At 39.5% G+C, this 15,210-nt stretch carries 7 protein-coding genes and 1 riboswitch; of the genes, 3 read left to right on the top strand and 4 right to left on the bottom strand.

Going from position 1 to position 15,210, the window contains the following annotated elements:
* Positions 1-463: 463 nt before the first annotated feature.
* Complete coding sequence (locus tag IR083_RS04720; RefSeq protein WP_194223446.1) at positions 464-2,962, bottom strand: hypothetical protein; 2,499 nt, start codon at positions 2,960-2,962, stop codon at positions 464-466.
* A gap of 505 nt (positions 2,963-3,467) precedes the next feature.
* Between IR083_RS04720 and IR083_RS04715 the strand changes: the two genes are divergently transcribed.
* A complete protein-coding gene (locus tag IR083_RS04715) occupies positions 3,468-5,759 on the top strand; it encodes a cation:proton antiporter (RefSeq protein ID WP_194223445.1) in 2,292 nt (763 codons plus the stop codon).
* A gap of 47 nt (positions 5,760-5,806) precedes the next feature.
* Entirely contained in the window at positions 5,807-8,023 is a 2,217-nt protein-coding gene (locus IR083_RS04710; protein ID WP_194223444.1) for a tetratricopeptide repeat protein, read from the top strand.
* A gap of 117 nt (positions 8,024-8,140) precedes the next feature.
* On the opposite strand, the gene IR083_RS04705 is transcribed toward IR083_RS04710, so the two are convergent.
* The 3 genes from IR083_RS04705 to IR083_RS04695 all read right to left on the bottom strand — a co-directional run bounded on the left by IR083_RS04705 (position 8,141) and on the right by IR083_RS04695 (position 12,541).
* On the bottom strand, positions 8,141-10,540 hold the full coding sequence (locus IR083_RS04705; RefSeq protein WP_194223443.1) for a family 20 glycosylhydrolase: 2,400 nt from the start codon (positions 10,538-10,540) through the stop codon (positions 8,141-8,143).
* Between the two features lie 148 nt (positions 10,541-10,688).
* Positions 10,689-11,183: a DUF456 domain-containing protein gene (locus tag IR083_RS04700; RefSeq protein ID WP_194223442.1), complete on the bottom strand. Its 495-nt coding sequence runs from the start codon at positions 11,181-11,183 to the stop codon at positions 10,689-10,691.
* A gap of 59 nt (positions 11,184-11,242) precedes the next feature.
* The gene (locus IR083_RS04695) at positions 11,243-12,541 is read right to left on the bottom strand and encodes a cobyrinate a,c-diamide synthase (protein ID WP_194223441.1); all 1,299 of its coding nucleotides are present in this window, start codon (positions 12,539-12,541) and stop codon (positions 11,243-11,245) included.
* Positions 12,542-12,662: 121 nt separating this feature from the next.
* A riboswitch (cobalamin riboswitch) is annotated at positions 12,663-12,980 on the top strand.
* Between the two features lie 50 nt (positions 12,981-13,030).
* Between IR083_RS04695 and IR083_RS04690 the strand changes: the two genes are divergently transcribed.
* Complete coding sequence (locus IR083_RS04690; RefSeq protein ID WP_242052365.1) at positions 13,031-15,208, top strand: TonB-dependent receptor; 2,178 nt, start codon at positions 13,031-13,033, stop codon at positions 15,206-15,208.
* Positions 15,209-15,210 lie beyond the last annotated feature (2 nt).

The following is a 15,210-nucleotide window of genomic DNA, read 5'->3' as shown; positions in this document are numbered from 1 at the left end:
AAATGCCGTCAAAATTCAAATATTTTCTGCTATAATAACCTATTGTCTTGTTACAATCATGAAACATGAATTAAAAATAAAAGTGTCCACTTATGAAATATTACGAATACTTAGTTTATCATTATTTGAAAGAATGCCAATAGAAAATCTTTTTAATAATAATGATACGCAGATAAACTATCAAAATGATACTCAATTATGTCTTAATTTTTTTTAGTGGACACTAGTGTATGCAATACGCCCCTACATGAGGCTGAAAAACAGCTTTATGAATTTTGATGCGTTTGCCCTAAATATAAAGTAGTTATAGATATATTCCGGTAGGTTGGGGGAAGGGTAGATTGGTATGGCTATTGGGGGAGGTATATACTTGCATATTAAAGCGTATTTCAATATTCAGCACAAAAAAGCCTCAGCTATCTATTTAGCTGAGGCTTTTTCAATTTTCTTTATCTCGATTACGTTATTCCTGATCGGGTAAACTTACAGGAGTATTGGCACTGCTGTTCAACCGGTCTTGCAGATTATATTTGCGTACCAATCCTGCAATTTCCGGATCGAGTGGTGCACGATATGCTTTTGTAGGATCTAATTCGCAGGCCTTTATTAAATGTTCGATAGCTTCATTATCATTACCGGCACGGATAGAGAGTATTGCTCTCAGGTATTCCGTATTTCCTGTCTGCTTCAAATCATTTAATAAATCTAAAGCCTTCGCATTGTAGCCCATGCATACGAGGCATAGTGCTGTATTATAATCCGGATAAGCCTGTAATATATCCAATGCCTTCCAGTATTCCCTGTCTTGTAAGAAACGGAGTGCCTGTGCATAATCCGGGCGTACTTCGGTATTCACTGAAATTTCTTCTGCCATACCCGGACGAGTCATATTGAAGATAATGTCAGCTTTGTTTAACAATGGATATATTGAATCCTGAATAATTTTGAAATCAGCCGGATAGTTTTTCTTTATTTCCTGCTCACATTGATCAGGATTTACCGCTTGTGTCAACATATCCAATATTTCAGACTTGTTAGGCATGTCGGTTCTCTTGACAATCAAACGGGCCATTGTATTCCAGTCTTCTCCACTATAACGTGTTTTGAATATCATTGCCATATCGGCTTTATTACCTCCTAACGACTTGATAAAGTAATCCTTCAGTGCATTTGCACGCTTCATTGACAATTCGATATTATCATCATACGAACCATCCAGGGCTGTGGATACCCGTATGATCACACTGTCCATCAATAATTTGCCTTCTCCGCTAAATGTGCGGTAAGTGTTTAATACTTTATCAGCCTGTTCTTTGTTATCCCTGTAATTTATATTGAAGGTGGATTTACCTGTTGCAAATTTGGGATAAATAACCATTGTATTATATACATCCCTGTGAATTGTAGTAGTCTTGGATATGAGTGTAGAATCTACCAGCTGAGACAAGGATGAAATAAAATAAGACAATGTATCGGACAGAGGGGTAACAAAACTACTGCGGTCTATCGCATCTATTTTAGTATTCATCGCCAAGCGAAGTCTTCTCATCCCCGGTGTTACAGGATAATCCTGTTTGTATACAAAGAAGAAATCACGATCGGTTTGAATAACGGTATCGAGGCGGGTATTTTCTTCATAAGGAAAAACGATTAATTCACGCCTTTTTTCTTCACGCCTTTCTTTCTTCATCTCGTTAAGCGCTATATCTTCAAACTTATAGCGGCTTTGAGCGATTTCTATAGAGTCCTGATTGGTCAGATATTGGTTCTTGATCTGGTTCATAGCCCGACCCTCCCTGTATATATCACGGAACCTCTCAGGAATACGGGTAAGATCTTCTCCTTCCAGCATTAAAGTTTTCAGGTTCTTGTCGAAGTTTTTCATATAACGGGCGTAAGCTCCGATTGTATCCTTACCTGTTGCCCAATCGCGTAAAACCTGTTCTTTGGCACGATTCGAATATTCTTTATAAAAATCGAGACGATAATCATTTTTCTGCTCCACAACGGTTCTGCCTTTTTTCAGATCATCCGGCTTAGGAACATTTTTCATATATTTTGCGAAAAAGCCTGTGGTATCTTTACCTTTTGCTACCTCTTTCATTGCTTTCTCTCTTGCTTTACGCACATTCTCATAATAGAGCTTTTTGTCGAAGCCGGTCTGTTTAGCGGCCATTAACGCTTCAGCATCTTCCTTGCTGGTTTTCCATTCTTCGAAATCAGCCTGCCTGCTCCATTCTTTATGGTACTGGTTGTAATAGAAGTTTTGCTGGAAAGCGATATCTTCCTCTACTCCTTTATAGTCCACAAACACGCTGTCGTATTGCGACTCATCTACTATGGAATTTACATAATCCTCATAATCTTTATAGGATTGTTTCTGTTTGTTTGAAAACTCCTGTCCTTTTAGCACAATTGTTTTAAGAGGTACCACAGAGTCATTATGCAACAACTTAGGTGACATTGTTACCCGGAAGTTAGTAGAAAGTAGTTCTTTAGGCACTCTTACTACAAAGTCCACGTTTACCCGTCCGTTTTGCTCCGGTGTAAAACGGGATTTAGCTATAACTACCACCTCGCTCAGATGCTGTACTTGGCTAAGATCGAGTACTTTATTTGCATCAGGCTTAGGTTCGTTTATTGTCTCTGCATTGGTATATGTGACCTGCTCGGCAACTACAACCTGTCCTTTATCTTGTCCTTCTATATAGGGTAACTCTATATTAGGTCGTTTAGATTGGGATTGCATAAATAAATCTTTTGTCAAAGCATCATCCTTTGTAACAGGGACTTTGACTTTTATAGGCGGTACGTAATTTGCGTATGGGTCGCGGGAAGCCCGTATCTCACGTACTGAATTGGATGTGGAACACGACAACATCAAAGTCAGTGTTACAATAGGGATGGACAACATACTAGTAAACGATAACCCGGATAATAGTTTGTAAGTTTTTTTCTCCATAAAGTTTATTTTTGGCTCGAAAAATCGAAATCGTAAAGTTTTGTAATATTTATAGTTATAGAAAAACGCTGCAAAGATAATTATATATAATAAATATCTGATAACTTCGGGTTTAAATTTTGGATTAATACATACTTTTAAAGCTATTTTTTAACAAATATGCAGCTATTTAACACTTTGTCAAGTGTTTTAAATACTAGGTAAAGTATCTCTTATATCACTTCTTAATTATCACTTGTTTAAGACTCTACAGGTTTCTCAGCTAATCTTCTCTATTAACTGTTAAGCATATACACACATCTTCTATAGTATAGAAACGAAATAACCATACGAATATTGTATGAATAGGCTATCAGATCACAAATTATTTATATAGAGATAAATATAGTGCAGAAACAATATTTGCCGATTTTTCGTTCCGGATTGAAATACCGGATTATCATTTAAAAATTGTATCTTTGCATCTGAAAGAAAAAAGTAAGCTCATAAACAGCATATTAAGTTTATGAAAAAATATAGAAACCTTGTATTTTACACATCTATCATAGGCCTGTTTTCGGCACTGATATATTTTATCGTCAGGGTTGGAAGACATAATCTCGAAGCTAAACAAAATGTATACGGGTTGGCATCAACCACCTCCGCATGGAACGATTTTATACATCATCTGACCGAGGATTTCGGCGCGCCTGTAGCTATATTATTATTACAAATAGTTGTTATTTTGCTGGCTGTAAGAATATTCGGGTGGATTTGCCAAAAGATAGGACAGCCTACCGTCGTGGGCGAGATTTTTGCAGGAGTAGTACTCGGTCCCTCCCTACTTGGACATTATTTCCCTCAGGTATCCGAATTCCTTTTTCCGGTATCCTCCTTGGAAAATATACGGTTTCTCAGTCAGATAGGTCTTATCCTGTTTATGTTTATCGTGGGTATGGAACTGAATTTGAAAACCTTGAAAAATAGGGCTAATAATGCTCTTATTATCAGCCATACCAGTATTGCGGTTTGCTTTACATTAGGTGTTCTTGTTGCCTATTATTTGTTTGGAAATTTTACACACCAGAGCACAATTTTTCTGCCGTTTGCTTTATTTATGGGAATTGCTATGAGCATTGCAGCATTTCCGGTCATGGCACGTATTATACATGAAAGAGGGATTAATAAAACACCCTTGGGTGCTACCATAATTACATGTGCTGCAATAGACGATATTACTGCCTGGTGCTTGTTGGCTGCCGTTATTGCCGTTGTTAAGGCAGGCTCATTTGCCAGTTCATTATTTATCATCCTTTTGGCGCTACTATATGTACTAGCCATGTTCAAGATTGTGCGTCCTTTTCTGAAACGGATAGCTGATTTGCAATCTTCTAATAGAACTATAAGCAAGTCGGTTATAGGAGTGTTTTTCTTGATATTGTTTCTCTCGGCTTACGCTACCGAAGTAATAGGAATACACGCGCTGTTCGGGGCATTTTTGGCGGGTGTGATTATGCCTCCCAATCTTAACTTCAGGAATCTGTTTACCGAAAAAATAGAAGACGTATCACTGGTACTATTACTGCCTTTATTCTTTGTCTTTACCGGTTTACGCACTGAAATAGGACTGCTCAACGAACCGGGTTTATGGATGATCTGCGGAGGGATTGTTTTCCTTGCCATTTTTGGAAAGACAATGGGTAGCGCAATTGCCGCACGATTTGTCGGGAATAACTGGAAAGACAGCCTTACCATCGGCGCATTGATGAATACAAGGGGACTGATGGAATTGGTTGTGCTTAATATAGGACTTGACCTTGGTATTCTTACGCCCGAAGTCTTTGCAATGATGGTTGTGATGGCACTTACCACTACTTTTATGACATCTCCTTTACTAAGTATTATAGATAAAGTATTCAAGAAAAAGCAAGCGGATACCGATCTCGTTCAGGAGGATAAATACAAAATATTAGTTTGGTTTCAGAGCCCTGAAATGGGGCGTAAACTGATGTTTGTCGCTAATAGTTTCATAAGGAAGAAACAGGCGGGTTCTGAACTGACAATGCTTCATCTTTCAGAAGGAAACCTACTGTATCAATACGGTATAGAGGAAGAAGAAGAGGAGATGTTCAAGCCGGTAGAAGAGGAAGCGCACAGTCTGCAACAAAGTTTCATTCCGGTATTCAAGGTGGTGGGTGATACCAATAATAGTGTTGCCAAGATAGCAAATAAAGGGGATTATGACTTCCTGCTGATAGGCTATCAGGGCTCTGTTTTATCAGATAATGTTCTGGGACGCTTCCTTGGCTTCTCTAACAGGATACTTCATTTACCTAATTATTTACTTACAAAATTAGGAAATCAGAAAAAATGGAGCCGCATGCTGCTGGCCCCCCTCGACGAAGGGCAACGTACCATTGTTTCCAAGAGCGATATGCCGGTTGGCATATTTGTTGATAGAGGTATAGATAAAGGACTGGTAAGTATGAGGAATATTTTTGTTCCTATACTGGACGAGGACGACATCTTTGTAGGGGATTTCATGGAACGACTGGCCGAAAATTCGTATGTGCGGATTACCCTTTGGGATGCTATCGGACTGATGGATACCTCGATGGATTTCATAAAATCCGTTCGCGCGATTAAGGCGATAAACCCTTATCTGTTCCAGCTTTGGAATAATAATATCCCTATCGATAGTGATATTCTGAAAAAGCAGGATTTGATAATGATAAGCCTCAATAGCTGGAAGGAACTGGATAGCAGAAATCCTAAACTGATGAAAGATGCACCCTCTACTTTAGTCCTTACTAATTAATTGCCGGGACTCTGGTAAATTTGTAACTTATAACTCGTAACTAAAGTATGAACAGCCGCGACATAATTTCATTAAAGAAAGATATTCTTCAAAACCTGTCAAAAAGACAGTTGAAAGATGCCTTTGAGTCATTAATGAAACTGACAATAAATACACAGGACTGGAAAATTTCTGAAACTCTTAGCGAACTGGAAACAAATTATAAATTCATGCTCCATTATCTCTTCGAAGGGGTTGAAGACCCGGAGCGGGAGAGTGTGTACAATAATCTATTACGTTCATTATATGAATTGGCAGATGACTCGGCTGATGAGTTGCTAAGAATAGAGTCATCGAATGTCTTTTATGAAAAGTATCGTATTAATTCACTGAAAAACGGGACAATATCCGGCTATGCTTCGCAACTAAAAGATGTGGCAGACTCTATTGCACTGATCGATTTACTCGAGGATGGCGAAGAAAAAACAAATAAGAAGCGGGAACTAGCAGTAAAACGTGAGCGTATAGCTTCCGATATCTTCAATATGGTATTTGTTTCACCACGTGCCGATGAGAATGATTTTAACGATTATATTTCGTTTGTTACCAATTTTAGTTTGCCTGTTCGCGAAAAAAGCCTGTTCTTGTCAGCTATCACTTTGAGCCTGTTTCATCGTTTCGATTTTCGAAAAATACAGGTGTTGATGCAGGCATCAGCCTTAGATAATATACAGCTGAGGGCCAGGGCAATTGTGGGATTGGTTGTCGTGATGCAAATGTATGACGTCCGTTGGGCATTATATCCTGAATTACAAAATCAACTGGATACACTTTCCGAAAAACCGGAGTTTCGCAAAGCTATATTAAGAACTATCATACAGCTTATTCGTTCCCGCGAAACGGAACAGATAACTAAAAAGATCAAGGAAGAGATACTGCCCGAGATGATGAAGTTCAATAATCTGGCAGGAAGAAAACTCAATATGGATGAACTAATGGGTGGTGATTCCGATTTTTCGGAGAAGAATCCTGAATGGCAAAAAGAACTGGAAGAATCCGGCCTGGGTAAGAAGTTACAGGAGTATTCCAATTTGCAAATGGAAGGAGCGGATGTATTCCATTCTACTTTCTCCGGATTAAAGAACTTTTCATTTTTCTCCGATATGGGTAACTGGTTCTTACCGTTCGATCCTTCATATTCCGAATTTTCGACTCTGTTCCCCGAAGAGAAGAAGAGTGCTTTGCTGCAGGCTGCAGTTGTAGATTCAGGACATATGTGTAACTCCGATAAATATTCATTCTGCCTGAGTCTTTTGCAGATCCCCGCTACCCAGCGCGAAATGATGCTCGGACGTATGGGCGCTGAATCGGAAGAGATTAAACAGCTGCAAAAGGAGGCTAAAGAAATGAATCCGGCTATAGATGAAGAGGTGGTGTCGAATCAGTATATTCAGGATTTGTACCGCTTCTTCAAACTGAATCCTTACCGAAACAGTTTCTATGATATATTCAGGCTAAGCCTCAATTTCTATGACAAGAAATCGATAGCTCCGCTTATCTCAAACATAGAAGATATGAAGAAAATAGCACTGTATTGTTTTGATAAAAATAATTTCGGTGAAGCCCTGAATATCTTCAACAGGCTTATAGCTATAGATGATCAAAGCGACGATATATGGCAGAAGGTTGGTTATTGCAGGCAGATGATTAATGATCTGGAGGGTGCTCTCAATGCCTATTTGCAAGCAGATTTACTGAAGCCTAACGACTCGTGGATAATTAAGCGTATCGCACAATTGTACCGTTCGCAGAAACAACCTGAATTATCTTTGGAATATTATAAGAAAGCAGCCAAACTGACTCCTGATAATATAAATATAGAATTGAATATAGGTCATTGCTATCTGGAACTGAATGATTATGAACAAGCATTGAACACTTATTTCAAAGTAGAATTGCTCGACAGCAAAGGGGCGAAGGCTCTGCGGCCGATTGCATGGACCGCTTTCTTACAAAAGAAATACGATCTTGCTCAAAAATATTACAGCCGGATACTGACGGGCAAGCCAACTGTGCATGATTATCTGAATGCCGGTCATGTGGAGCTATGCATGGGAAACAAAAAGGAAGCTGTCGAATATTATAAACAAGCATTGTATCAGGACAATGATTTTGAATTATTTCAAATGCTTTTCGATGCCGATAGAGTTACTCTCATTAACCATGGTGTAGATGAGAGGATATTTCCTTACTTATTCGATCAGATAAAATACAAAATGGGATAAGGCCGATATTGAATTGGTTAAGCGGTCTTTCAGCCGGTTACTTTTAATATTGAAAGAAAAGAAAAGCCCTTGAAGAAATATTTCTTCAAGGGCTTTCAAAAATCTAACCAAAAGCTTTTATTTAAAATAAGAAGCATCCATAAGAGTAAACTCCGCTTGATCGGCTTTGCGTATCGATAGCATTACCGGGTCCCATTGTGTAGGCCAGCCTCCGAATATAGCACCTAGCCTTACTATTTTAATAGCATGAGGGCCTTTTGCCAGAGCGATGGACTTGTCGCTGCGGGAGAATCGTCGGGCTGTGCCGCTATTATCTTTTTCATTAGAGATTAAGTATGTGCCGTCCAACCATAATTCACTATCCGTATTGAAATAATATATTCCATCTTCAGGAATATTTATATATCCCGTCAGAATATAAGAATAGAAATCGTCGGCATATACTTCCATATAGTCTTTGACTCTGTATTTGGTATCCTGAGGTGTTGCTACCTGTTCGGTTTCAGTTGGATTCTTACCATTCAGTTCGGCAACTGTTCTTACATAACCTTTGTAATACTCCGCTGTTAGTCCGGGTTTAGCATTTTTTTCTTTTTCTACAGCCGGCGCATATGTTTGTTTTTCTATTGTAATTGTGCGTACAGGACTCATTTTATCAGAAAGCAGTACCGAGCGTATTTTCAGTGTTGTGTTTTCTGTAAATGTCAATGGTTTTGTAAATACCTCCGATTTCAGTGTAGGTTCGCTTCCGTCTGTTGTATAAACCATTCTGGCAGGCTCGGTTGTTTTGAAATCAAGTGTTGCCTGATCTGTAAACACTACAAAATTACAGGAGAATGGTGCGCTGACAGAATCACCCCAATATTTTATCATATGAGGTCCCTTATCTTCAGGCATAGGGATATAGTAATTGATACCGTGCATATCGAGACGTACACGTTGGTTATCGATACGTCGTTCGAAATCTTCATAACTCTTGTTTTCTTTTGCAGACCAGGTTAATTCAGATAAGGCTATTATGCGTGGATATATATCATACTCCATTTCTTCTCCTGTATAATTATATTCATTCCACATATTCGCCTGAGCTCCCAGTATGTGGTGCTTCTTATCGTCATCTATTAGTCCGGGAACAGGTTCGTAATTATAGACTTTGCTTAATGTCAGATATCCGCCTATGGTTACTGTCTGGAGATTGGGATCTCCTTGGTATTTGTCCACATACAGCCATGCTCCCGGGGTCATAATTACATCATGTCCCATATTTGCAGAGGCAATGCCGCCTTCTTCTCCCCGCCAACTCATAACGGTTGCAGATGGCGCTAGTCCACCTTCGAGTATTTCGTCCCAGCCGATCATTTTCTTGTTATGCTTCAGCAGTACTTTTTCTATCCGCTGAACGAAGTAACTTTGGAGCTTCTCCTCTGCGCTGTGCTCTTTATTGCCTTTCAGCCCCAGTTCTTTGATACGCGCCTGACATTTCGGGCATTTCTCCCAACGTAGTTTAGGACACTCGTCCCCGCCTATGTGAAAATATTCGCTCTCGAACAGAGGGACTACTTCAGCGATCACATCTTCAAGAAACAGAAATACAGAATCGTTCCCCGCACAGAAAACATCCGTTGCAACACCCCAGATATTACGTACTTCGATTGGTTTTCCTGTGCATGATAATTCCGGATAGGCATGCAGTGCCGCCACAGCATGGCCCGGAAGTTCAATTTCGGGTATCACCTCTATGAATCGTTCTTTGGCATAGGCTACTACTTCTTTCACCTGTTCCTGTGTATAGAAGAATGGCCCATAGGTGTTTCCTTCACCTTCGGTGCGTACAGCACCCATCTCTGTCAGTTTAGGGTATTTCTTTATCTCGATGCGCCAGGCCTGATCTTCTGTCAGATGCCAGTGGAACTTATTGATTTTGAACATGGCTAATACATCCAGTTGCTTCTTGATAAAGTCCACATCAACAAAATGGCGGCATACATCGAGATGCAATCCACGGTATTTGAAACGAGGTTCATCTTTGACTGTTACTGCCGGAATATTCCATGCTATATTTTTAATAAGGGTAGGACTTTCTATTTCGGCAGGCAGTAACTGCATAACTGTTTGCATACCATAGAATAATCCTTGGGCCGTTTTCGCCTGTATATCTATACCTTGATGTGTTATGTCTAATGTATATCCTTCATCATTGAGAGTGAGGTCGGGTACAATATTCAGGCTTATGTAATCAGAAGCCGGTTTGTCTTTTACTGTTTTAAGGTCATATCCGGTTGAGGCCTTTATCTTTGCGGAAAAATAAGCAGCAACCTTTTCTATATCTGTATTGCCTGCGACGAAAACAATCCTCTTAGAAAGCTTGAAAGTGTCTTGCTTTTGTATCAGTTCGAGCGGGATAGGAGTAATGTTTATACTTTGGTTGTAAGGCTTCTCTACAGTTGGTTCCGGACCGTTGCACGACGTTATCAGTACCATAGCTGTCAGAGAAAACAAAGGAACTAGTTTTTTCATTAGCATAACGATTTAATTTTAATTAAGGGCTCTCTATAATATACAAATATAGGGATCGTTTAGCTTAGTTGTATTTTAAATCTGTTAATTAACATTTAGGTGATATGTGGATGTAAATGTTAAAAAGAGAGTGCCGTCTATAAAAGCTTCAGAAAAAGATACCAATTACCTCTTTGAAGAAGTAAAAAGCAAGAATGAAAGCTACAGCCAGTTTCATTACAGTTCCGGTCATAAATCCGATAAAAGCTCCAAACCCGGCCTTAAGAGCGGGCTTTGGTTCTTTGCCGTCTATCAGTTCTCCAATAAAGGCTCCTAGAAACGGGAAAAGGATAATACCGAAGGGTTGAAGAAAGAACAGACCGAAGATAATCCCTACCGCACTACCCCAAATACCCTTCTTCCCTCCGCCGAATTTCTGGGTACCCCATACCGGGATATAGAAATCGAGTATTTGTACAATGATGACAACAATGGCCCATATGATTAAGAACTGAGTGGAAAATTCAACTTTCGACGTCAGATGTAAAAGAAAGATACCTGCATAGCTGAGAGGAATACCCGGTAGTACGGGCATGATACAACCCACTATGCCCGTGATAATGAGAATTGCTCCTATTATGGTAAGAATGATATCGATAGCCATTTGTTATATATTTCTACAAATATAATAACTAAATAATAGATGCATAGGAGTTTCTTTTCTTAAAATAGATCCATCAGATCATCCATATCTGCCCAGTAAAGATGTGTATAGCCTGCGATAACATTCTTGTAACGCAACAGTTTGGTATCTGTAACTTGCCCTTTGGCTGTGTATTGTTGTACAACGCTTTGTTGTTCGCTTTTTATGGAGGAATAGTGGAATTCGTGTCCTTTCAGCGACAGACCATTATACTTGAATTGTCTGTAACCCAGTTTGAGCTTCATATTCTCCATTGTGGCTTTTTGGTCGAAAATGTTTACCATCGGGTATTCAGTACCATTTTCATCGGAGATAGATGAAGACAGGTACATCATGCCTCCACATTCGGCGAGGACTTTTCCTTCGGCTTCAATGTAATGACGGATACTGTCCTGCATTGTCCGGTTATTACTTAATTCGCTAAGATATAACTCCGGGTATCCTCCGGGGAGATAGACAAAATCAGATTCAGGCAGATGCTTGTCGTGCAGCGGGCTGAAATAAGACACTGTGCCTAATCTTTTCAGGTATTCGATATTTTCATGGTACATGAAATTGAATGCCGCATCTTTCGCAACACTGATTCTTAAATCCTGTGAGGATACGCGCTCCTCTTTTGCAGCCTCTATATCCGATTGATTTCTGCGAGTAATGACCAAGAGCTTATCTATATCTATATGCTTTTCTATCAGGTCAGCAGCCTTGTCCGCGAAATCATCGAAGCGGTATTGTTCGTCGATATTCAATCCCAGATGGCGGGATGGAATTTCTATATCAGTATTCTTGGGCAGATAGCCTAATGGTTCAAGTCCTACATCGTGACAGGCATCTTTTAGGAAATTATAGTGGCTTTCGGAAGCTACAAAATTGAAAATGACACCTGCGATATTCACCCTATCAGAGAAATTCTTGAAACCATAAAGCAGGGCCGCCGCCGAATAAGCCATCGACTTCGCATTCAGGACTAAAATGACAGGGATATCCAGTTTCTCCGCTATTTGCGCACTGCTTCCATTCATGCGGTCGTATCCGTCGAATAGTCCCATGACACCTTCGGTAATGCAAACATCTTTACCCGATGAATATTTACGATACAAATACTTCATATGGCTTTCTGACGATAAGAACAGGTCGAGATTGACTGATTCGGTTCCTGCTGCCAGGACATGATATTTGGTGTCTATATAGTCCGGTCCACATTTAAAAGGTTGTACACTCAGACCTCTGTTTCGGAGTGCCCTCAATAAACCTAAAGTAATTGTAGTTTTACCGGAGCCGGATGCTATTGCCGAGATAAGGAGATGGGATGTATATGCCATGATTTTTCTTTTTCTTCAGCAAAAGTATAAAATATGGGATATGAAACTCGTATCGGTGTATAGAAAATAATATACTTGCAAATTATTTCCTTAAATACTTTTTTCTGATATTTAAAAAAATTAACTTTGCCGCCGCTAAGGTGATGTAAAAAGGCATCCGTCTTTTTACATGAAAAGGGAATCCGGTTAAAGTCCGGAACAGTGCCCGCTACTGTAAGCTCTATTCAGTTAACAGTTAACAGTCATCAGTTAACAATGTTTCTGAAAAAAGTCTTTGAACAAGACCAAATACCACTGTTTCACAGTAATCAGTGATACAGTAATCAGTTAACAGTTTTTTTTGACTGTTTACTGATAACTGCTAACTGTTTACTGAAAATGGGAAGGCCGTTCAAAGATGGAGTAAGTCAGGAAACCTGCCTAGCATACAATAAATTAAATATTCTCGGGGCCAAGAATATAATTACTAACATTATACTTCGCATTTTAATGAGAAAAAAAGTATTGGTTACAGCCATCTTGTGCTGTATTGTAAACATGGCATTTGCTCAAATGACCTTAAAGGGAAAAGTCGTGGATGAAAATGAGAAACCTGTTGCGGGTGCCAGTGTATGGATCGAATATACCACACTGGGAACTTCGACGGACGAGAACGGAGAGTTTAGTTTGCAGAGAGTACCCGAAGGCAAACACAGATTAAGAGCATCGACACTCGACTACAATGGAGCTAAGATTGATATTGCATCTTCCCGCGAGGATATCTTATTTGTCTTAAAAAAATCCCCGCTGAAACTTAATGAAGTAGTAGTTACAGGTACAGGTACGCACAACAGATTAAAGAATACCCCTGTAGCAATGGATATGATAACCAAAAAGGAACTGGAGAATATAAATGTCCCTACATTCGAAAATGCCATGATGTCCATCAGTCCATCCTTCTCTTTCATGACTAACGCTATGGGTTCGTATATGCAGATGAACGGATTAAGCAATCGTTACATCCTTGTATTGGTAGATGGAAAGAAACTGGCAGGAGATGTATCGGGTAATACAGACTTGTCGCGGATAAATATGAAGAATGTAAAGCGTATAGAGGTGTTGAAAGGTGCTGCATCTGCATTATATGGATCGGAGGCAATGGGAGGGGTTATCAATATTATCACTGAGAATCCTAAAGAATCCATCTATATAACATCCGATACCCGCTATGCCGAATATGGCCAATTTTCGCAGGCTATAAACGCTGATATAAATTACAAATGGCTGTCCTCATCAACTTCTTTTCAGCGTAACCAGAGCGATGGCTGGCAGTTGAACACACAGGAAACATCGGGAGATAAGTTGATAGATACTGATAAAATGGCTGTGAACACGAATTATTCTGATGTGGTGAGTCAGAAATTCACAGTAAAGCCGGCTAAATCTCTAAGCATATACGCAGAAGGAAGCCTCTATGACAAGAAGCTGAAAAGACCAGTATCGTCATATGCGTATAATATGAAATATGAAGATTACAATATAGGAGCGGGAGCAAGGTATATGCTTAAAGATCTGGCTGTAATTACATTGGACTTATATACTGACAATTTTGAATATTACCGTGAATACATCAAGGATGATGGAAATTATAAAAACGGAGATGAATCGAAAGAAAGAAGACAAAAATACTATGATGCCAATCTGAAAGGTATATTCAACTTAGGAAAATATAACCGTATTTCGGTAGGAACGCAATACCAGTTGGACTATATCGAAAGCCAGTCGGATACAAAAGACGGTTCGAGAGATGTATATACATATTCGGTATATGCGCAGGATGAGATAAAGCTGCTGGATAGCAAACTGCAATTCGTGCCGGGATTCCGCTATGTTTATAATGAAGCTTTCGGTAACAGGCTTACGCCAAAGTTGTCGGGAATGTATTCACTCGACCATTTCAATTTCAGGGCATCTTATTCAGCCGGATTCCGCGCTCCTGATATGAAAGAACTATATACAAGGACTATAACACGTTCTACTTTAAGCCTTGGTAATTCTGACCTGAAGCCGGAATCATCCAACTATTACTCACTCAATACTGAATACCACAACGATTTTCTGACAGTTTCTGTTACAGGGTATATTAACCGGATAAAGAATATTATCCAGACAAGGGATGTTACAGAAACGATAACCGAAGACGAAAAGAATGAAGGGATAAAGAAAAAACAGGTATACACCAATTCATCCAGAGCTCGTGTAAACGGATTCGAAACCTCCGTGAATTCATATCTCGGAGCAGGACTGAGTATAGGGTTGGGCTACAGTTATGTAAATTCCAAGGATTACGATACAGGTAAGCCGTTGGTACGTTCCAGCAAGCATATTGGTACAGGAAATGTAAACTGGAATAAAAAATGGTGGATTGTAGATTCGAACATAAACTTTAACGGACGGATACAGAGCAGCCGTTATATGGGAGATAAAGATCCTGCGCGCGCATATAATCAATGGAACCTGGCGACCCGCCATCGTTTGAAGAATTTCAACGGTTTTGTTGTAGAACCGGGCTTCGGTATCGAAAATATTTTTGATTTTGTGGACGACAAGCCTTTCGGCGCAAATTATGCTACACTGTCTCCCGGACGGGTTTTCTATGTGAGTTTGTCTTTAAAGTTTAGCAAATAATC

Origin of the sequence: Dysgonomonas sp. GY75 (assembly GCF_015234155.1) — a bacterium.
GTDB lineage: Bacteria > Bacteroidota > Bacteroidia > Bacteroidales > Dysgonomonadaceae > Dysgonomonas > Dysgonomonas gadei.
Note: the sequence above shows the minus strand (reverse complement) of the source record. Positions and strands in the feature narration are given on the sequence as shown.